This is a genomic window from Candidatus Pantoea symbiotica (genome assembly GCF_056491525.1).
Genome location: NZ_JBSZHR010000002.1, coordinates 3,225,558 through 3,246,547 on the forward strand (window position 1 = coordinate 3,225,558; position 20,990 = coordinate 3,246,547).

18 protein-coding genes are annotated in these 20,990 nt (G+C 54.7%); 8 read left to right on the top strand and 10 right to left on the bottom strand.

Translation table 11 applies throughout. The features are described from left to right. Positions 1–51: 51 nt before the first annotated feature. On the bottom strand, positions 52–834 hold the full coding sequence (locus ACXIZX_RS15455; protein ID WP_479404484.1) for a siderophore-interacting protein: 783 nt from the start codon (positions 832–834) through the stop codon (positions 52–54). A 243-nt stretch (positions 835–1,077) separates the two neighbouring features. Next, positions 1,078–1,221, bottom strand: coding sequence for a hypothetical protein (locus ACXIZX_RS15460; RefSeq protein ID WP_162129952.1), 144 nt, complete (start codon positions 1,219–1,221; stop codon positions 1,078–1,080). Here ACXIZX_RS15460 and ACXIZX_RS15465 point away from each other — a divergent pair, their 5' ends adjacent. Then, on the top strand, positions 1,222–1,278 hold the full coding sequence (locus tag ACXIZX_RS15465; RefSeq protein ID WP_137386906.1) for an SEC-C metal-binding domain-containing protein: 57 nt from the start codon (positions 1,222–1,224) through the stop codon (positions 1,276–1,278). Between the two features lie 195 nt (positions 1,279–1,473). Here the strand turns inward: ACXIZX_RS15465 and ACXIZX_RS15470 are convergent, their stop codons facing one another. The 4 genes from ACXIZX_RS15470 to ACXIZX_RS15485 form a co-directional block, all read right to left on the bottom strand. Beyond that, positions 1,474–2,340 (bottom strand): helix-turn-helix domain-containing protein, encoded by an 867-nt coding sequence (locus ACXIZX_RS15470; RefSeq protein ID WP_008107201.1) that lies wholly within the window; start codon positions 2,338–2,340, stop codon positions 1,474–1,476. A gap of 222 nt (positions 2,341–2,562) precedes the next feature. Beyond that, positions 2,563–2,730 carry a DUF2474 domain-containing protein gene (locus tag ACXIZX_RS15475; RefSeq protein ID WP_008107199.1) on the bottom strand — a complete coding sequence of 56 codons (168 nt, stop codon included), beginning with the start codon at positions 2,728–2,730 and terminating at the stop codon, positions 2,563–2,565. Between the two features lies 1 nt (position 2,731). Continuing rightward, entirely contained in the window at positions 2,732–3,736 is a 1,005-nt protein-coding gene (gene cydB / locus ACXIZX_RS15480) for a cytochrome d ubiquinol oxidase subunit II (protein WP_008107197.1), read from the bottom strand. A gap of 1 nt (position 3,737) precedes the next feature. Then, positions 3,738–5,159, bottom strand: coding sequence for a cytochrome ubiquinol oxidase subunit I (locus ACXIZX_RS15485; protein ID WP_008107195.1), 1,422 nt, complete (start codon positions 5,157–5,159; stop codon positions 3,738–3,740). A 564-nt stretch (positions 5,160–5,723) separates the two neighbouring features. On the opposite strand from ACXIZX_RS15485, the gene yghX reads away from it, so the two are divergent. Further along, positions 5,724–6,614 carry a YghX family hydrolase gene (gene yghX / locus ACXIZX_RS15490; protein ID WP_479404485.1) on the top strand — a complete coding sequence of 297 codons (891 nt, stop codon included), beginning with the start codon at positions 5,724–5,726 and terminating at the stop codon, positions 6,612–6,614. A 77-nt stretch (positions 6,615–6,691) separates the two neighbouring features. On the opposite strand, the gene ACXIZX_RS15495 is transcribed toward yghX, so the two are convergent. Then, positions 6,692–7,054, bottom strand: coding sequence for a winged helix-turn-helix transcriptional regulator (locus ACXIZX_RS15495; RefSeq protein ID WP_008107191.1), 363 nt, complete (start codon positions 7,052–7,054; stop codon positions 6,692–6,694). A gap of 97 nt (positions 7,055–7,151) precedes the next feature. Between ACXIZX_RS15495 and ACXIZX_RS15500 the strand changes: the two genes are divergently transcribed. Together ACXIZX_RS15500 and treF are read left to right on the top strand one after the other, a co-directional pair. Further along, positions 7,152–8,006, top strand: coding sequence for an SDR family oxidoreductase (locus ACXIZX_RS15500; protein ID WP_479404486.1), 855 nt, complete (start codon positions 7,152–7,154; stop codon positions 8,004–8,006). A 323-nt stretch (positions 8,007–8,329) separates the two neighbouring features. Then, positions 8,330–9,988 (top strand): alpha,alpha-trehalase TreF, encoded by a 1,659-nt coding sequence (gene treF, locus ACXIZX_RS15505; protein ID WP_052026007.1) that lies wholly within the window; start codon positions 8,330–8,332, stop codon positions 9,986–9,988. An 87-nt stretch (positions 9,989–10,075) separates the two neighbouring features. Here the strand turns inward: treF and ACXIZX_RS15510 are convergent, their stop codons facing one another. After that, positions 10,076–10,894, bottom strand: a complete 819-nt coding sequence (locus tag ACXIZX_RS15510; protein ID WP_179452175.1) for an alpha/beta fold hydrolase — start codon at positions 10,892–10,894, stop codon at positions 10,076–10,078. Positions 10,895–11,110: 216 nt separating this feature from the next. On the opposite strand from ACXIZX_RS15510, the gene ACXIZX_RS15515 reads away from it, so the two are divergent. After that, positions 11,111–12,700: an MFS transporter gene (locus ACXIZX_RS15515; RefSeq protein WP_179452174.1), complete on the top strand. Its 1,590-nt coding sequence runs from the start codon at positions 11,111–11,113 to the stop codon at positions 12,698–12,700. Here ACXIZX_RS15515 and ACXIZX_RS15520 read toward each other — a convergent pair whose 3' ends face one another. After that, positions 12,701–13,609, bottom strand: coding sequence for a LysR family transcriptional regulator (locus ACXIZX_RS15520; RefSeq protein WP_479404487.1), 909 nt, complete (start codon positions 13,607–13,609; stop codon positions 12,701–12,703). A gap of 146 nt (positions 13,610–13,755) precedes the next feature. Here ACXIZX_RS15520 and ACXIZX_RS15525 point away from each other — a divergent pair, with 146 nt between their 5' ends. After that, complete coding sequence (locus tag ACXIZX_RS15525) at positions 13,756–15,624, top strand: amidohydrolase (protein WP_479404488.1); 1,869 nt, start codon at positions 13,756–13,758, stop codon at positions 15,622–15,624. A gap of 90 nt (positions 15,625–15,714) precedes the next feature. On the opposite strand, the gene ACXIZX_RS15530 is transcribed toward ACXIZX_RS15525, so the two are convergent. Beyond that, positions 15,715–16,662 carry a diguanylate cyclase domain-containing protein gene (locus ACXIZX_RS15530; protein ID WP_479404489.1) on the bottom strand — a complete coding sequence of 316 codons (948 nt, stop codon included), beginning with the start codon at positions 16,660–16,662 and terminating at the stop codon, positions 15,715–15,717. A 379-nt stretch (positions 16,663–17,041) separates the two neighbouring features. On the opposite strand from ACXIZX_RS15530, the gene ACXIZX_RS15535 reads away from it, so the two are divergent. Together ACXIZX_RS15535 and ACXIZX_RS15540 are read left to right on the top strand one after the other, a co-directional pair. After that, positions 17,042–20,287, top strand: coding sequence for a transporter substrate-binding domain-containing protein (locus tag ACXIZX_RS15535; RefSeq protein WP_479404490.1), 3,246 nt, complete (start codon positions 17,042–17,044; stop codon positions 20,285–20,287). Continuing rightward, positions 20,284–20,988: a response regulator gene (locus tag ACXIZX_RS15540; RefSeq protein ID WP_479404491.1), complete on the top strand. Its 705-nt coding sequence runs from the start codon at positions 20,284–20,286 to the stop codon at positions 20,986–20,988. The genes ACXIZX_RS15535 and ACXIZX_RS15540 overlap by 4 nt, the downstream gene beginning before the upstream one ends. The last annotated feature ends 2 nt before the right edge of the window (positions 20,989–20,990 follow it).

The following is a 20,990-nucleotide window of genomic DNA, read 5'->3' on the forward strand; positions in this document are numbered from 1 at the left end:
TCTGCCACCTGGCAAAATTCAACACAGGCGGCAGCGCGCGCGGCGTTTGCGTTATTTCTGATGCCAATAAGCTACGGCGCGCACGAAATCGGTATTTGCACCGCGTCCCTGGGTGAAGTAATCGCTCAGCAATTTCACCGCTTCGCCCTCGCCGGTCAGCCAGATGAAGTATTCGGTGGCGGGCAGCGCAATCTGATCCAGCTGTGCCGTTATCGGTGCCAGGTTATCGGCCTGCATGCTGCCGCTTCCCAACCAGCTCACCTGCACATTCGGCAAATCACCGAGATAATCGCGCCCGGTGGCTTCATCGGCATAGGCCAGCAGGTGAATTTCCTGCGCCTGGATTTCAGTGTAACGACGTTTAAAGGCCGGCAAACCGGTCTCATCACAGACGTAAATCTGGCAGGCATAATCTGTTGGTATCACCAACGAACCGCGCGGGCCGCCCATCGCAATTTGATCGCCCACTTTGGCTTGGTTTGCCCAGCTGCTGGCAACGCCGCCATCGTGGATGTAGAAATCGATGGTCAGAGAATCGACGCCGTTAAATTCCAGCGGCGTGTAATCACGCGCGGCAGGACGCACGCCATTTGGCCAAACGATGCCTTCATCGGTGATCTGCGGCAGCGCCAACTCAGCACCGGCATGTTCCGGGAAGAACACTTTGATGTGATCGTCAAACGATGGCGAGTTGAAGCCAGCAAGATCGCTGCCGTTGAAAACAATGCGCCAGAATTCACCGGCAATCAGCGTTTTGCTGACCACGGTGATATGGCGGAAACGCAGTTCATTGCGCACGCGGCGTGGCGCGCGTTCGGAAGGGGTAGTTTGCAAGTGGTGTCTCCCTAAAAGATAGTGAAAGTCATTCTCATCTGATGGGGAGAGAATAGTTATGATATATCTTCGACGCAATGCCGAAAAATGCTATCTGGGTGTTTGGTCGCCAGAATGGTACGCGCCATCGCAAAGGTCGCCATGAATGGCGACCCTACGGAAGGCATGTGCGAATGTAGGGGCGTCATTTATGACGACCTTCATAAAGGCTGCAGCAGATGGGAATTTTGTGACGGGACGAGATTAAGCCTGGTGATTGCCGCAGGTTACGAAACTGCCATCATCCTGGCTATGTTTCGGCAGCACATTGTCGCCGAGAATTTCATGCTGCGCGCAATGAGGTTGATGCGGATGCAGTCCGCCCGGCGGTGAAAAAGGCTCAGCCATCTGTGCACTTGCCAGCGAAGAAAACGCTACAAGCGCTGTCATGAGGAACAACGGTAGAAGTCGCATAATTTTTTTGTCTGTTCACTATAGCGGCCCGGAATGGACCAGAAATGCAGGTGATTATCCAGCCTGATGTGTGGCGGCTGGTGATTTACGCGGCCAATCAGGTTTCGATGAAGAATTTTACGCCGATTACCGCCTTGAGTTTATAAAATCGTGCGGTTTGTCACGGTTTACCGCACGAATTATGCATTACTTATCCGCCACCGGAATATAGAAGGTGCCTTGCAGCAGATCGGGCGTGCTGTATTTCAGATCCAGCTTGAGCAAATCTTTGCCCGCACGGCGTGCTACGCCCAGCGCTGGCAGGTGGTTGTAGTAAATCTCCGCGGTGAACGCGTTGATCTCTTCCGGCGCACCGTGCCAGTCAATCTCCGCATACAAACCACTTTCTCCGGTCCAGTTCTGCACGTTGCGCGGCAGTACATCGGCGTACTGACTTTCCAGCGCCTGGAACAGGCTGATGTGCTGCTGATCGGCAGAATGTACGCCTGGACTGAACTGGAAGCCCAGCCAGCCGCGATTCACGTGCTGACCAGCAAAAGCGATGAAGTCGCGCGTGTGCTGCGCCACCACATGGTTGTGGTGATCGATGTACTCCCCGAAGCGACATTCCCACTCAATCACTTCACCACACAGTTGAATCTCCGGCTTCTGCGCCAGACGCGCATTGACCCACTCACGCTGCGTGGAGATGCGGCTGTGGAAATCCTTCATCAGCATCTCCGGAATGCGGCGATAGGCACCCGGCGTCATTGAGAAGTGACTTTTAAACACGCGGGTAAAATTCTGCTGATTATCAAAGCCAAAGCGCACCGCAATATCAATCAGCGGCATGCTGGTCAAACGCAGCGCCATCGCCGCCATAGTCAGACGACGTTTGCGCGTGTAGGACGCCAGGGTTTGCCCGGTCATCTCTTTGAACATGCGCTGCATGTGCCATTTGGAGTAACCGGATTTCAGGGTAATCAGATCGATGTTGAGCTCGTCGGTCAGGTTCGCTTCTATCCAGTCCACCAGATCGTTGATGTACTGTTTTTTTACATTCAGGCTGAGCATGATTTTGATGGTCGAATGAGGTGGTTAACGTAATGAATTTGCGTTATTCGTCACATAAATATAACAAAAACGTATTACTAACGTAAGGAAGAGTAAACGTACCGAAGCGGGAAAAGCATTAATTGCTTAGGTTACTAACGTTTTTTTGATCGTGGAAATAAAAAAGGTCGCCATGAATGGCGACCCTACGGGGATATCAACGGATGCGACCGGTGCAAGGACTCAGTGCGAACGCATGCCCGCTGCCGTCATCATCATACGAAACAGTGATGCCACCACACCGAGTGCCAGCACGCTTGCGCCGTAAATGACCACCAGCCACATCAACTGCTTCCACCACGGAATCTTCGTTTCAGAGTGAGTTTTCATGTTGCTGACCTCGGTTTTCATATCAATGGTATCCTTCGTCGGCTTTGATTTTTCCGCGGAACACGTAGTAACTCCAGAAGGTGTAACCCAGAATGACCGGAATAATCAGCAAGCCGCCCACCAGCATAAACGCCTGGCTGCTCGCCGGAGACGCTGCCTGCCAAATGGTGATTGACGGTGGAATGATGTTCGGCCAGATGCTGATGCCAAGGCCCGAGAAGCCAAGGAAAATCAGCGCCAGCGTCAGGATGAACGGCGAGTAATGCGCTTCACGTTTGATGGCGCGCACAATCCCCCACGAACACAGCACTACCAGCACCGGAACCGGCAGGAACCAGAACAGGTTCGGACGCGAGAACCAGCGCTGCGCGATATCCGCATGCGTCAGCGGCGTCCAGATACTGATAATGCCCACCACCAGCAGCAGCGTCAGCGTCAGCGGTGTCGCCAGCGCAGACATCTTACGGTGCAGGTCGTGTTCGGTTTTCATGATCAGCCAGGTACAACCCAGCAGCGCATAGGCGATCACCAGACCAACGCCGCAGAACAGCGGGAACGGCGCTAACCAGCTCATCGCTGAACCCGCATATTCACGGCCAACCACCGGGAAACCATTCAGGATGGCGCCAACCGCCACGCCCTGACTGAAGGTGGCCAGCAGTGAACCGGCAATAAACGACTTATCCCAGAACGGACGGTGTTCTACCGTAGCTTTAAAGCGGAACTCAAAAGCGACACCACGGAAGATCAGGCCAATCAGCATCGCCGTCAAAGGAATCGACAGCGCATCCAACAGCACCGAATATGCCAGCGGGAACGCGCCGTACAGCGCCGCGCCGCCCAGCACCAGCCAGGTTTCGTTGCCATCCCAAACCGGAGCAACGGTGTTAACCATCATGTCGCGTTCGATGGGATCTTTGTTAAACGGCAACAGCAGGCCAATGCCGAGATCGAAGCCATCCATCACGATGTACATCAAGGTGCCAAACACAATGATGGCAAACCAGATAATTGAAAAGTCGATCATCTTAGTGCTCCCCACTCTTTTCGCTATGGGTTTTGGCCGCCGACAACGGACGCGCTGGCGTGTGATGCTGACCCGGACCACCGTGATCAACCTCTTTACCTTCGCCGGTCACCGGACCCTCTTTGATCAGACGCATCATGTAGAGGTAACCGACACCAAACACCGACGAATAGACCAGAATGAACGCCAGCAGGCTGATGCTCATGTGCATATCGCCATGTGCGGAGACCGCATCAATGGTGCGCTGCACGCCATAGACCACCCAAGGCTGACGCCCAATTTCGGTAGTAAACCAGCCAGCCAGAATGGCGATCAAACCCGATGGCCCCATCAGCAGCGTGAACCACAGGAACGGACGCGAGTGATACAAACGGCCTTTGAAACGCAGCCACAAAGAGACCACGCCGAGCGTAATCATCAGCAGGCCCAGCGCCACCATCACGCGGAATGACCAGAAGATGATGGTGGAGTTCGGACGGTCCTCTTTCGGGAAGCTCTTCAGCGCAGGGATCTGCTTGTCGAGGCTGTGCGTCAGAATCAGGCTGCCGAGGTACGGGATTTCCAGCGCGTACTTGGTGCGCTCTTGCTCCATATCCGGCACACCGAACAGAATCAGCGGCGAGGCTTCACCTGGCTTGTTTTCCCAGTGTCCTTCAATCGCCGCGATTTTCGCTGGCTGATGCTCAAGGGTGTTCAGGCCGTGCGCATCACCAATCATCGCCTGAATCGGTGCCACAATCAGCGCCATCCACAATGCCATCGAGAACATCTTACGAATCGCTGGATTGTCGTTACCGCGCAGCAAATGCCATGCGCCCGACGCACCGACAAAGAAGGCGCTAGCGAGGAAGGCACCCACCGACATATGGAACAAGCGATAAGGGAACGAGGGGTTGAAGATGATTTTCAGCCAATCTTCCGGCACCACGATGCCGTTCTGGATGATGTAGCCCTGCGGCGTATGCATCCAGCTGTTTGACGCCAGAATCCAGAAGGTGGAGAAGATGGTGCCGAGCGCAACCATGCAGGTTGCGAAGAAGTGCAAGCCAGGACCGACGCGGTTCCAGCCAAACAGCATCACGCCAAGGAAGCCCGCTTCAAGGAAGAACGCGGTTAACACTTCATAGGTGAGCAGCGGGCCGGTAATACTGCCAGCAAACTGTGAGAAACCACTCCAGTTAGTACCGAACTGGTACGCCATCACCAATCCGGATACCACGCCCATGCCGAAGTTAACGGCAAAAGCTTTCGACCAGAAATGGTAGAGATCGCGATAGGTCTCGTTACGGGTTTTCAGCCACATCCCTTCAAGCACCGCCAGGAAACTGGCGAGACCGATAGTGATGGCTGGAAAGATAATATGGAAGGAAACAGTAAATGCGAACTGAATCCTGGCCAGATGAAAGGCGTCTAATCCAAACATTGCTTACCTCATTGCCACAAATTACACCGAATTTTTACTTATAATTAACAAGCAGAGCGCAGCGGTTATTTCGCCGTGCTTAAAGAAATGTCGCGCCAATGTAAAAGGAAGTGGTGCGAACGAAAAGATACAGGGGAAGTCGGTAAAACTATAACAGTGTTTTTTGATTTCGATCATTGTTTTCAGCAGAAACTAATACTTTAAAATCACTATGTTAAGGTTAATCACCCTCACTCATTGTGACAATATTGTTATTATTTTACGTTTATTCCTGCTGTGCTTATCAGGTAACCACTTCATTTATTTATTTTTTAGTGCGCAGAAAAAAGGCGTTATTTACTGCTCCTCATTAGAGCATGTAAATATTTCCGGACAGCTCGGGATGATCAGAATTGTTAATTAAAAGATAATTAATTTAAAACGAAAAGCGTAATTCCTGCTGCTTATTGGTGACGTGATGTAAACGTGGTGACGTTAACCTGCTGCGGCATGGCATTTGCCAGCGGCGACAAGCTGTGCTTTTTTAGAGCAGTAATCAACCAGTTAAACAGCGAAGGAGAGGTTATGGCCCGTCTTACTGCACAGGATTTCCCTCAGGAACTGCTCGAGCTTTACGATTACTACGCCCACGGCAAAATCAGCAAACGTGAATTTATCTCGATGGCGGCGAAATTCACCGTTGCGGGCATGGCGGGCGCGACATTATTGAGCGCGATGAGCCCCAATTATGCGCTGGCGCAGCAGGTGGAATTTACCGATCCGGCGATCAAACCGGAGTACATTCACTATCCATCACCGCAAGGTCACGGCGAGGTGCGCGGCTATCTGGTGCGTCCGGCCAATGCAACCGGCAAAGTGCCTGCAGTGGTGGTGGTGCACGAGAATCGTGGCCTTAATCCCTACATTGAAGACGTGGCGCGACGCGTAGCGAAAGCCGGTTATATCGCGCTGGCACCGGATGGCTTGAGCTCTTTGGGCGGTTATCCGGGCAATGATGATGAAGGCAAAACGATGCAGGCCAAAGTCGACCCAACCAAGTTGATGAATGACTTCTTCGCCGCCATTGATTTCCTGATGCATCACGAGGAAGGCACCGGCAAAGTAGGCATCACCGGCTTCTGCTACGGCGGCGGCGTAGCCAATGCGGCTGCGGTCGCGTTTCCCGATTTAGCCTGCGCGGTGCCGTTTTATGGCCGTCAGCCTAAAGCCGAAGAAGTGCCGCGCATCAAAGCGCCGCTGTTGTTGCACTACGCCGCGCTGGATAAAGGCATCAACGAAGGCTGGCCAGCCTATGAAGAGGCGTTGAAGGCCAATAACAAAGTCTTCGAAGGCTATGTTTATCCCGGCGTGAATCATGGCTTCCATAATGATTCGACGCCGCGTTATGACAAAGCCGCCGCCGAATTAGCCTGGAGCCGCACGCTGGGTTGGTTTGAGAAGTATTTGCACGCCTGATTGCTGTGGTCGCCATAAATGGCGACCCTACTAATTCCACTGCATCGTTTGTAGGATCGCCATTCATGGCGACCTTCTCAATGCGCCTTCAATATCCGATGCACATTGCTCTCCAGCCAATCCGCCAGCCCTGTCACCTGCCCTTCCACTTCACGGCCTAACGACGTCAAACGATACTCGACGTGTGGCGGCACCACTTCATAGGCAATGCGCTCAACAAAACCATCCTCTTCCATATAGCGCAGCGTCTGCGCCAGCATGCGTTCGCTGACGCCGCCAATCTTGCGACGCAGCTCGCTAAAGCGCAGAGTTTCTTCGCGCAGCGCCAGTAAAATCAGTACGCTCCAGCGGCTGGTAATGCGTTTCAACACTTCGCGCGACGGGCAGTTCACGTTAAGCAACTCACCGCGCGTAAATTTTTCACTCATCTTTTCAGACATTTAACTCCCCCATTTCAAACTAACAAATCTGTAAGTACTTACTAAAAGTTAGTTTATCGCTTAGGCTGTTTTCATACCAGTTCAAAAGGAGAACATCATGATTGCGATTACAGGTGCCACAGGCCAACTGGGCCGTTTGGTGATTAACGAGTTACTGAAAAAAGTGCCGGCTAGCGACATCATTGCAGCGGTGCGTTCGCCGGAGAAAGCGGCCGATCTGCAAGCATTGGGCGTGACGCTGCGTGCGGCGGATTACAGCAAACCGGAAACGCTGCAGAGCGCCTTTGCTGGTGTCGATAAGCTGCTGCTGATCTCTTCGAGTGAAGTCGGCCAGCGTGAAGCGCAGCACAAGGCGGTGATCGATGCGGCAAAAGCCGCCGGCGTTGGCTTTATCGCCTACACCAGCTTGCTACATGCCGATACATCGCCGTTGGGATTAGGTGTTGAGCATCGTGCGACTGAAGCGCAGCTGAAAGCCTCCGGCATTCCGTTCGCGCTGCTGCGTAACGGCTGGTACACCGAAAACTACGCGGCGAGTATTGCACCAGCGCTGGCGCATCATGCCTTTATTGGTGCGGTGGGTGAAGGTCGCATCGCCTCTGCGGCGCGCGCTGATTATGCGGCTGCGGCAGCCGAAGTGATCAGCCGTGACGACCAGGCTGGCAAAGTGTATGAACTAGCTGGCGATGACAGCTACACGCTGGCGCAGTTCAGCGCCGAGATTGCCAAACAGTCGGGCGAGCAAGTGGATTACATCAACCTGCCACAGGCCGAATTTGCCGCCGCGCTGAAAGGTGCCGGTTTGCCGGATGGCTTGTCCGAGATGCTGGCGGATTCAGATGCCGGTGCCGAAAAAGGCGGATTGTTCGATGATAGCCATACGCTGAGCAAACTGATTGGCCGTGCGACCACGCCGTATGCGGAAGTGATTAAGGCGGCGTTACAGAAGTAAGGTTAACCAGGTTGGCATTTATGCCGACCTGGTCAATCACCGCTGCGTTTGCCATCAATTGATCAAGCCATCCCATGCTTTTTCACGCAAATTTTAGCGATTTTCTTAAATACAGATAATTCTGCGTACCTATTTAAACATCCATCCTAAACGCCGCTTTCATTTCCTGAAATATAGTCCGTTGTAATCGCTGAAAAATCGCAAAAACACCGGATCCATCGACATGATTTATTACGTTCATAGATAAATCGCATTGTTGTTTCGCCCGTTCAGAGCTCTATAATTTGTTCTTTACGCATTCAAGAATTTACCAGGAGGCTGCTATTAATACTAACCAACAGCAATATAACGCTTTCGAGGATCGACGCGCTGATGCTGAACTGGAGTATCAATATAATCCTCATGAGTTCGTTCGCGAAGGTATGCAGGATTCGGAGCCGGAACCCGAGCTGATTGAAGGTCTGCCCGCGCCGGATGCGCTGACGCCTGCCGATCGCTACATGGAACTGTTTGAGCAAGTGCAGACATCGCACATATTTGCCGACAGCAAAACGTTCCCGGACTGCGCACCAAAATTCGATCCGCTGGATATTTTAATTCGTTTTCGTCGTCGTAAACGCGCAGCGGATTTTGATCTGGAAGCATTCGTGCACGAACATTTTTATTCGCCTCAGGTGAATGAGAGTTTTTATGTTTCCAATCCGGATAAAACCTTAACTGAACATATTGACGATCTGTGGCCGGTGTTAACCAAAATGCCGCAGCAACATTTAGCGCACTCATCGCTGCTGCCGTTGCCAAAACCCTATGTGGTACCCGGCGGTCGATTTGGAGAAACCTATTACTGGGACTCCTACTTCAGCATGCTCGGTCTGGCCGATGCGGGCCGAGACGATCTGCTGCGTCACATGGCGGATAACTTTGCCTGGCTGATTGATAACTACGGTCACGTGCCGAACGGCAACCGGACTTACTACCTCAGCCGCTCTCAGCCGCCGGTATTCGCGCTGATGGTCGAACTGTTTGAAGAGGATGGCATTCGCGGGGCGAAACGCTATCTCGATCAGTTGATGAAAGAGTATCAGTTCTGGATGGATGGCGCGGGCGAGTTGATGCCGCATCAGGCCTATCGCCACGTGGTGCGCATGCCGGATGGTTCGCTGCTCAACCGTTACTGGGACGATCGCGACACGCCGCGCGATGAATCGTGGCTGGAAGATATTGAAACCGCGAAGAAATCGGGTCGTCCGGCGAATGAGGTGTATCGCGATCTGCGTGCCGGTGCCGCATCGGGCTGGGATTACTCCTCACGCTGGCTGCGCGATCCGCAGCGTCTGGCGAGTATTCGCACCACGCAATTTATTCCGATCGATCTCAACGCGTTCCTTTACAAGCTGGAGCTGATGATTTCGACGCTGTCCCACGCCAAAGGCGAAGAGCTAACGGCGCTGGCGTGGCAGAAAAAAGCCGATGCGCGTAAGCAGGCGATCCATCGCTATCTGTGGGATAACACCGCCGGTGTTTACCGCGATTACGACTGGCGCCGCGAGCGCTTTGGCGCCTTCACTGCCGCTGCGGTGGTGCCGCTGTTCCTTGGTCTCGCCTCACCCGAGCAGGCGCACTTGCAGGCCGTTGCGCTGCGTCATCTGTTGTTGACGCAAGGCGGTTTGCTGACCTCGATGGTGGAGAGCGGCGAGCAGTGGGATAAACCCAATGCATGGGCGCCGCTACAGTGGATGGCGGTTGTCGGTTTGAATCACTACGGTGAAGAGACGCTGGCGACAGAAATTGCCGTTAACTGGCTGAATACGGTGAACAATTTCTACTCACTGCATCATAAGCTGGTGGAGAAGTATGACATCAGCGGCGATCGTGCCCGTCCGGGTGGCGGTGGTGAATATCCGCTGCAGGACGGCTTCGGCTGGACCAACGGCGTGACGCGCAGATTGATGACCATGTATGGGCATTTGCTGGCAGATTGATTAATACGCACCGTAGGGTCGCCATTCATGGCGACCGTTTCACATATTGCGCATTTGGTCGCCATTAATGGCGACCGCTAACGACTTCTACTTCTGCAAAAACGCCAACAAATCCGCATTCAGCTGATCCTGATGCGTCACCGCAAATCCATGCGGACCGTTCTCATAAACCTTCAGCTCCGACCCTTCAATCATCTCATGCGCCAACTTACCGGTGGCTTCAAACGGCACGATCTGGTCGTTGCTGCCATGAATCACCAACGTCGGCACATCAACTTTAGCGATATCCGCGCGGAAATCGGTCTCAGAGAAGGCCGTGACACAATCAATCGTGCCTTTCAGCGACGCCAGCAGCGCGATGTTCAACGTCTGCGTCAGCACGCCATCAGAAACGGTTTGCCCGGCGTTGATGCCATAGAACGGCGTGGCGAACTCTTTGATAAATTGCGCGCGGTCTTTACGCAAACCCTCTTTAATGCCATCAAACGCGGCCTGCTCTACGCCTTCTGGATGATCGGCAGTCTTGCCGAATATCGGGGTTACCGCGCCCAGCAACACTAATCCTTTCACTTTCGCCGTGCCGTAGCGGCCGATATAGCGCGTCACATCGCCGCCACCCATTGAGAAGCCCACCAGCGTCACGTCGTCTAATTGCAGATGCTCAATCAGGCCATGAATATCATCGGCAAAGGTATCGTAATCGTAGCCTTCCCACGGCTGTTCAGAACGGCCAAAGCCGCGGCGGTCAAAGGCAATCACGCGGTAGCCGCGCTCAGCCAGGAAATTGAGTTGGCTATCCCACATATCGGCATCCAGCGGCCAGCCGTGGCTAAACAGCACCGGTTGGCCCTTGCCCCAATCTTTGAAGTAAAGGTTCACGCCGTCTTTAGTCTTGAAAGTGCTCATATTTTTGCTCCGTTAGTGAGTGATGTTGTGTCTGTCAATCAAACTACATCGAGCTATGGGAAAAACCTAAAGCAGAGATTTTGACAACTTGTTCAAGGTTTTTGGTGCTGCAAAGCTGTCAAAAAAGCCTGAACAAGTTGAGGAATTTTTTCCGCTATCAAGCACGCGGCGGGATTCGTAAGGTGCTTACATCGCCTCTCTTACAGGAACATGATGATGAGCCAGCCCACTTCCGCTACGTCGCGCAGCAGCGCTTTCTCACCCTTTGGTTACGGGCTGTTTGCCCTGATCTGGACCGCTTCAGTACTCGGCAACACCGGCAGCTTTATCCGCGATGTCGCCAGCGCCTGGCTGGTGACCGGACTCTCCGATAACCCCACGGCGGTGGCGTTGATGCAAACCGCCGCCACTTTGCCGGTGTTCCTGCTGGCGCTGCCGGCTGGCGTGCTGTCGGATATCGTCGATCGCCGCCGCCTGCTGATTGTAGTGCAAATACTCATGGCCAGCGTCAGTGGCACCTTGCTGCTGCTGTCGCACAATAACTGGCTCACGGTGGAATGGTTGATCGGCCTGACCTTCGTCGGCGGCATTGGCGCAGCGCTGTTTGGTCCCGCCTGGCAGGCGATTGTGCCGGAGCTGGTGCCGCGTCATGAGTTGAAAAATGCCGTGGCGCTCAACTCGCTCGGCATCAATATCGCGCGCGCCATTGGTCCGGCGACCGGCGGTTTGCTGCTGGCAAGTCTGGGAGCGATGGCGGCTTATGGCGCCGATGTGGCGAGCTACTTTTTCGTCATCGCCGCGCTGCTGTTGTGGAAGCGCCCAGCGAAAGCCAAAACCGAACTGAATGAACACTTCTTTGGCGCGTTTCGTGCCGGGCTACGCTATGTGCGGGCCAGCCACGATCTGCATCGCGTGCTGCTGCGTGCAGCGCTCTACTTCGCCTTTGCCAGCGCTATTTGGGCGCTGCTGCCGCTGGTGGCGCGCAGCATGCTGCACGGTACTGCAGGCTTCTACGGCCTGCTGCTCGGTGCCGTCGGCGGCGGTGCGATTGCCGGTGCGCTACTGCTGCCGCGCCTGCGCAGCGTATTGAGTAACGATGGCTTGCTGCTGCTCTCGGCGCTGCTGAGTGCGCTGGTGATGCTGGCGCTGGCGTTCAGTCCGCCGCAGTGGCTGGCGTTGCTATTGATGCTGGTGCTGGGCGTGGGCTGGATCATCGCGCTAACCACCTTAAACGGCGTGGCGCAGGCGGTGCTGCCGGATTGGGTGCGCGGTCGCGGGTTAGCGGTCTATTTGATGGTGTTCAACGGCACGCTGGCGGGCGGCAGTTTGGCGTGGGGCTTGATTGCGCAGCATGCGGGACTCGGCAATACGCTGCTAATTGCCGGAGCGGGATTGATTATTAGCGCGCTGCTACTGAAGCGTCTGGTGTTGCCCGCCGGTGAAGCCGACCTGCAACCGTCGCTGCACTGGGCGGAACCGCAGCTGGATGCCGATACCGATGTGCGTCGCGGGCCGGTGTTGATTCAGATCCGCTATCGCGTGCTGCCAGAAGATCGCGCCGCCTTTAAACAGGCGATCCACAAGCTGGCGCATGCTCGTCGTCGCGACGGCGCGTATTCATGGGGATTGATGGCGCAAACCGACGATCCCAACGCGTTGCTGGAGTGGTTTTTGGTTGAGTCGTGGCAGGAGCATTTACGCCAGCACCAGCGCGTTTCCCACGCTGATGCCGAGTTACAGCAGACGGTGCTGCAATACCATCAGGGCGAGGAAGCGCCGTTGGTCAGCCACCATATCGCCATCTGATTAAGCCGGCAGATAGACATCGCGCAAACCTGGCAGCGTGAGTAAGCGCTCACGCCACCAGGTTGCCGCATTACCGCAGGCGCTTTCGTTCCACGCCAGATACGCCATATCACGGCGGCATTCGCTATCCAGCTGACGCGCCACCAGCGCGCCGCTTGCCAGATGTGGACGCGCCAGATAAAGCGGCAGATAGCCGCAGCCCAGGCCATCCAGCTGCGCCTGCAGTTTGGTAGGGAAATCATGCACGCTCAGGGTTTTCTGCTCATCCAGCACGCGTAAATCAATGCCCGTGCCGTGGCGCGAAGAGTCATGCACCGTAACGGCGCGATACTGCCGGATCTGCTCGCGCGGCAGCGGTTCCGGCGCGGTAGCGAGCGGATGATCAGGCGCGACGGCAAACACATACTCAAGCCAACCCAGCGGCTGGCAGACAATCTCTTTGCGCGTGGCGGGTTCCTGCACCGCGCCAAAGACAATGTCCGCTTCGCCGTAGTTGAGCGCTTCCCAGCAGCCGGAAAGGACATCCTGGCGGAATTGCAGCTGGGTGTGCGGATGCTCCTGATAAAACTCATCGATCAGCGGCGTCAAAATGCTAAACGGCACCGATGCATCTACGCTTATTACCAGCTGGCTCTCCCAACCGCTCTCCACGTAGCGCGCCTGCTGTTCCAGCTCATTCACCGCGCGCAGCAGCGTGCGCCCTTTCTCCAGCATCAGGCGGCCGGTGGGCGTAAAGGTGGCGCGATGGCCGGAACGATCGAGCAGCGTGATTTTGAGATCGCTCTCCATTTTCTGCACGGTGTAGCTCAATGCAGACGCGGTTTTGAACAGCCGCGCCGCTGCGGCAGCAAAGGTGCCGTGGCGATCCAGTGCGTCCAAAATCAACAGCGCCTCAAGGTTTAAACGCATGGCCAATCCTCCCCAAAAATTGTTGAACAACAACCCAAAAACAATCCGTTATCAATAACTGCTCTCATTTCGTATTTTTTTAACCAACGAAGCAAGCGCTTTAACACTGACTCAGCCCGCAACGCGAAATCTTTTGGAGAATGATGATGACAACGGCCTCACTGATTTTTACTAACGGCAAGTTCCACACCGTCGATCGCACTAATCCGCTGGCAAGCGCCGTGGCGATTAAAGACGGCAAATTTCTTGCCGTAGGCAGCGAAGCCGAGGTGATGCGCTTCGCCGGCAATGACACGCAGATTATTGACGCCAAAGGCCATACCGGCATTCCCGGCCTCAATGATTCGCACCTGCATCTGATTCGCGGCGGGCTGAATTACAACCTTGAGTTGCGCTGGGAAGGTGTACCGTCGCTGGTGGATGCGCTGCGCATGCTGCGCGATCAGGCGCTGCGTACGCCGTCGCCGCAATGGGTGCGCGTAGTCGGCGGCTGGAGTGAGTTCCAGTTTGCCGAACGCCGCATGCCGACGCTGGATGAGATCAACGCCGCCGCGCCGGACACGCCGGTATTTATCCTGCATCTCTACGATCGCGCCCTGCTCAACCGTGCGGCGCTGCGCGTGGTCGGCTACACCAAAGACACGCCGAACCCGCCGGGCGGCGAGATCCAGCGTGACAGCAATGGCAATCCTACCGGCATGCTAATTGCCCGCCCTAACGCCATGCTGCTGTACGCCACGCTGGCGAAAGGTCCAAAATTACCGCTGGAACAGCAGGTTAACTCCACGCGTCAGTTTATGCGCGAGCTCAATCGCCTCGGCCTGACCAGCGCCATTGACGCGGGCGGCGGTTTCCAAAACTTTCCAGATGATTACGATGTGATTTCCGAACTGCATGCCAAAAAGCAGCTGACGGTGCGCATCGCCTACAACCTGTTTACCCAGAATCCCGGCCACGAACTGCAGGACTTTGAGAAGTGGACCGATATGCTGAAACCCGGTCAGGGCACCGATTTCCTGCGCCACAACGGCGCGGGCGAAATGCTGGTGTTCTCAGCGGCAGACTTTGAAGACTTCCTCGAACCGCGCCCCGATCTCGCGCCGGGCATGGAAGATGAGCTGGAGCGCGTGGTGCGACATCTGGTAGAGCATCGCTGGCCGTTCCGCCTGCATGCGACTTACAACGAATCGATCAGCCGCATGCTCGACGTGTTCGAAAAAGTGAACCGCGACATTCCGTTCAACGGCTTGCACTGGTTCTTCGACCACGCAGAAACCATCACCGAAGCCAATATCGAGCGGGTTAAAGCGCTGGGCGGCGGATTGGCGGTGCAGCATCGTATGGCGTTTCAGGGCGAATATTTTGTTGATCGCTACGGCAAAGAGGCCGCCAAACAGACGCCGCCGGTGGCGCGCATGCTGGAAGCCGGCGTGCCGGTGGGATTGGGCACTGATGCTACCCGCGTTGCCAGCTACAACCCGTGGACCGCGCTCTACTGGCTGGTCTCCGGGCGCACCGTCGGCGGCATGCAGCTGTACGATGACAATGCGCGTATTGACCGCGAAACCGCGCTGATGCTGTGGACCAAAGGCAGCGCCTGGTTCTCGAATGAGCAAAGCGCTAAAGGCGAGATTAAGGTCGGGCAGCTGGCGGATCTGGTGCTACTGTCGAAAGATTTCTTCAGCGTGCCGGAAGAGGAGATCAAAGGGATTGAGTCGGTGCTGACGCTGGTGGATGGCGAAGTGGTGTATGCCGCAGGCGGATTTACGCCGCTGTCACCGCCGCCCGTGCCGGTGCTGCCTGAATGGTCGCCGGTAGTGACGGTGCCAGGCCACTATCGCAGCGCACCGCCGCAAGCGAATGGTCGCGCCGCCATGATACCAAAAGTACACCAGTGCAGCGGCCCGTGTGGCGTGCACAGTCACTCGCACGATGTGGCGCGCCAGTCATCGGTGCCGGTGTCGGATAATAATGCGTTCTGGGGGGCGCTGGGATGCTCGTGTTTTGCGTTTTAAGTAAGAGGCCAAACCGTTGTCGTAGGGGCGCCATTTATGGCGACCAAATGCGCAATATGTGAAACGGTCGCCATGAATGGCGACCCTACATCAACCCGCTAACCCAAAACCCTGCTTACCGTTCTTCTTGATCTGATACATCGCCTCATCGGCGCGCGTCAGCGCCTCATCGAAGTTGTCGCGCTCCTGTACCTGGGCAATACCAATCGATGCACCAATCTGCGCGTGGCCGTTATCAATATCAAACGGCGTCAGCGCAGCATCCAGCACCGCCTGCAGCAAAATGCGTACTTTCGGATAGTCGATCAGGAACGGCATCAGCAGCACAAACTCATCGCCGCCAAGTCGGCCAATCACCACGTTTGGTGGCAACACGTCGGTGATGCGCTGACTCAGCTGAATCAACACCTCATCACCGCTGCGATGCCCCAGCGTGTCGTTAACGTGTTTGAAGTTATCAAGATCGATAAACGCCACACACAGCGGTCCCTGCGCTTTCATCTTGCTGAACTGCGTATGCAGCGCGTGGCGGTTGGTCAGTCCGGTAAGCGGATCGTGATGCGCCAGCGATGAGAGCTGCGCTTCGTACTGCTTCTCTTTGGTCATATCGATATGCGTGCCGGTGACTTTAATCGGATTGCCCGCTTCATCCCATTCGGTGACGCGTCCGCGGTCCAGCACCCATTTGATGTTGTCGTTCTTGCCCAGCATGCGGTGCAGCGCTTCGTAGTAAGGCGCGCGCCCTTCTATATGATCGTAAAAGGCTTTCAGCACTTCGTCGGCGTCATCCGGATGCAGGCGATCGCGCCACACATCAAACTGGGCTTTGGTCTCTTTCGGCTGAAAACCCAGCATCGCGCCCCAGCGGCGGTTAAAAATCACCAGTTTGCCGCTGGGAATATCCAGCTGCCACAAACATAAACCGGTTCCATCCAGCGCTGCACTCAGCTTATTACGCGCGTCATGCGCTATACGCTTTAATCGCGCATTATGCTTTTTCAGGTTCTGAATCTGCTGACGTAGCGCTTCTTCTGACATGGTCGGCTGATGGAGAGGAAATAAGCGCTATTTTGCCTGCCAGGAAGTTTCTGTAAATAAAACAAATGAAAAGCCGATTAGCAGCGGTAAATTGGAGAAACTTCAGGAGTTACGTCGAAAGTTTCCAGTGAAAACAGCTGACTAAACTTACTTAAGTACCAGCATTTAATAAACTCTACGTTATTCATCTGCTTAAACATCTCAACTCACCTATTGTTATCCGCGCACCATTTTTCAGATATTTCTTAACTGACATTTAATTCCTGCAGAGTTGCGTGCCGCTATGTGATGAAACCTGACGCAGCTAACACACCGTCAGAAGGTTGCGCGGCCACGCTGGCGGTGCAGAACGCTGACATAGATGGTTGAGAGTTGATTCGTGGGCAAACGCATTCTGAGCATGATTTTCCTGTTGGGCTGGTGCTTCCCTGCCTGGGGTGCTTCCACACTCAACTTCACGCCACGTTACGGATTGATTTCCCCGGAAGTCACCCTCAATCCTGAAAGCCAGCGCTGGCTGGCGCGCCATGCGGTATTACGCGTGGGCGTCTGGAGCCATACTTTACCGCCTTATTCGGTGGAATTTGAAAAGAATGCTTTTGAGGGGCTATCCGCCGATTACCTCGCCATCGTCGCCAAAACGCTTGACCTGCCAGTGGAAATCAAACGCTATAAGACTCGGCTGGAGTTGGTTGATGCGCTCAATAACAAGCAAGTCGATCTGATTCCCTATTATCCGCAGGCCGCCAATCACGAGACGAAACTGGCGCTCAGCATTCCGTATTCACTAGCGCAAAGTGTGTTGATCAGCCGTCGTCAGGCAAAATTTGATCGCGAATTAAAAGACAGCCGCTATCGCCTGATGTACTACGGCGATGATGAGTTGCGAAATCTGCTGCATAAACGTTATCCCAATGCGAGCTTAGCTCCCGCGTCGCCTCCACTCTGGGCGTATACCGATACAGCCTTAAATGAAGACACCGTGTTCTGGAGCAACTCTGCTACACAACGTTATTTGTCACAGCGCGGTCTGCAGAACATTATTGAAGGTCATAGCACGCCTTACATGAACGACGTGGATGCTCGCTTTGCCACACGCGCCAACAATGCGCCATTGATCGCCGCGATTAATGAGATTCTGACCAATATTCCGCTGCGTAACGCAGTACAGATCGCGGAAGCATGGGGACTGGATTATCAGTCTGTGGTGAAAAACCATCCGCTGGATCTAAGCGAAGCCGAGACGCGCTGGCTGGCGCAGCACCGGGACATCACGGTGAATTATGATCCGACACATCTGCCTTTCACCTTTCTGGATGGCAAGCAGCGCATCGCCGGGCTGAGCGTGGAGTTGCTGAAACTCATCTCACAGCGCACCGGTATCCGCTTTCGTTACCAACCGATGCAAGGTTTGAGCTCCATGCGCGATGCGCTGGTTAACCAACGCGATTCTCTGATCGTTGTGAGCGATGCCGCTTCCCAGCAAAGCGATCACATCCGCTATACGCGCACCTATATCTATTCGCCCTTGGTAGTGATGACACGCAGCGACAGCAAATGGCGCAGCTTTGATGAGATGGCAGGTAAACGCATCGGTATTTATGAGCGCTCCTATTATCGTTTTGATCTGCGTCAGCGCTGGCCTGCCATCGATTTTAGTGAAAATGCCGTTTCAATCGATGCACTCGGGCAGCTACAGGATAAGCAGGTTGACGGCTTTATCGTGCCTTATGAATCCGCGCAATATTTACTGAATAACCACTTCAATGACCGCTTCAGAGTGGCGTTTGTCGCGCCGTTGCCGATGTTTCGCATGGCGATGGCCGCCAATGCGGCGGATGAACACCTCATCTCAATCCTGAATAAAGCATTGTCGGATATTCCCCAACCTACGATGCAATCTCTGATGGAGCGTTGGATCAAATACACGCCACCGGCCACCAGCACTTCATGGCAGAGCTATCGCAGCTACGTGCTGCGCATCGTTGCCGTGGCTGGCGTCTGCCTGCTGTTTTTCCTGTGCCGCAACCATCTGCTGAAGTCTTCGCTGGCGAAGCAACGCCAGCATGAACGAGAAATGAGTAGCCAACTGCACTACATCGAAACCCTGCTGGATGATGTCCATAAGGCCAAACGGGCTGCGTTGCGCTCTAGCGAGGCCAAAAGCACGTTTCTCTCACATATGAGTCACGAAATTCGCACCCCGCTCGCGGCGCTGATTGGCTTGCTAGAGATTGAGCATTTAGGCCAAAGCGATCCCCAGCAACGACAGAAAAATATCGATTTGGCGTGGCAATCTTCACGTTCGCTGCTGTCACTGGTGGGCGACATACTCGACCTGGCGAAAATCGAATCCGGCCATTTCAGCATTCGTCTTCTGCCGATGTCGCTAAGCGATGTGGTGCACGATACCGAAGCGCTCTTTCGCCAGGTGGCCCATAACAAAGGGCTGGCACTGAATGTAATGCTGGATATCGATCAAGATGCAGTGCTGTTTGATCCCGTTGCGCTGAAGCAAATCCTGGCGAATCTGGTCAGTAATGCCATCAAGTTCACTACGCATGGCGAAGTTGAAGTGGCGTTGTATCAGGCCGAAGTCAGCAAACCCGAATACGTACTCGAAGTGTGTGACAGCGGCGTTGGCCTGACACCCGAGCAACAAAAAGCCATTTTCGAACCCTTTATTCAGGTTGATCAGGGCACTAATCGCGTCAGTGGTACCGGCCTTGGCCTCAACATTTGCCGTCGCCTGGCGGTGATGCTGGGCACCGAGTTGCATGTAGAGAGTGAACCGAATGTAGGAAGCGTGTTCATGCTGCGCTTTACCGCCCAGCCTGCGACGTTGACCGACGCAGAAGTTGAGCCGGTGGAAGAAGTTCCGCAGGTGTCACTCAGAATGCTAATTGTCGATGACAACGCCACTAATCGCCTGCTGCTGGCGCAGCAACTACGTTATGCCGGACATCATGTGCTGGTGGCGGAAGGCGGTGAAGAGGCGCTGGCATTGTGGCGCGAACACGAAGTTGATCGCGTCATCACCGACTGCAATATGCCCGGCATGGATGGCTTTGAATTTACCCGCCAGTTACGTATTGAGGAGAAGCTACTAAACCGGCGTGCGGTACCGATTTATGGCCTGACGGCGATGGCCGAAGAGCGCGTAGCACAACTCGCGACGCAGGCTGGCATGGATGGTTGCCTGTTTAAACCGCTTGAGCGCACGCAACTGCTGCGGGTGGTCACTGGCAATATCGCCAGCAGCACACGCAATGAAACCCTGCTCACTTTGGAAAACCTGGCAGCCAACGATCCGCAAGCCTGGTGCGATCTGGTCACCACCGCACAGCAACAAAATGCGCGCGACCTTGCTCAACTGCAGCAAGCCGCTCTGGCAGAGGATTTCGCGGGTGCACGCCACGCCGCTCATCAATTACTCGGCAGCGCCAAATTGCTGCGAGCTGAAAGTCTGCAACAGAGTTGCCTCGCCGCCGAACAGGCAGCAGAGCAACGAGAGAGTGTGTTTTTGCAACAACTGATACCCGCAGTTACCACCGCAGTTGCAGAACTGGAAGCGCTCTTCCATCACGCACTGAAAAAGAATCCCAATAATGAGGTAAAACCATGAAACAAGATGCAATCTGGCAGGTTGCCGTATTAGATGATCATCCACTGATCGGCAAAGCTATTCAGTACCGACTGGCGCAGGAAGCGCTGCTGGATCTGGCGGGTGCTTTCTCTCAGCGTCAGCAGTTGATGGCTTTTTTACAGCGTCACTCAGTAGATGTCCTGGTGTTGGACTACATGCTTGGCGAGGAGGAACTCGATGGCCTGCAGATGGTAAAACAGCTGCGCGTGCGTTATCCGGAGATGAAAATTTTGGTTTCCTCAGCGGTGGAAAAACCCGCGATAGTCCAGTTGCTGTTGAAAGCAGGTGTACATGGCTTTGTGGGTAAAAGCGAAGATCAGGAAGTGCTGATTGCCGCCTTGCACCAGGTTTGCCGTAACAAGCGTTTTCTCACCCGCGACATGTTGCTGGAGATGGACAAGTTTCAGGAAAGCGACCGGGAAATGCATGATTACCTGCTGCCGCGCGAGCTCGGCGATGACATTGCATTACTGCTACGTGAGCTAAGCCCGCGCGAGCTGGAAGTGATCCGCTGCTATCTTGACGGCTTAAGCGTCACGCAGATCGCCGGTAAATACGCGCGCAGTCGCAAAACCATTAGCGGGCAAAAGCAGACCGCGCTACGCAAACTGGGGCTGCGATCCGATCTGGAATTATTCAAATACAAGGAGCATTTCAGTGAGCTGGCCGTTCATCTTTGAGT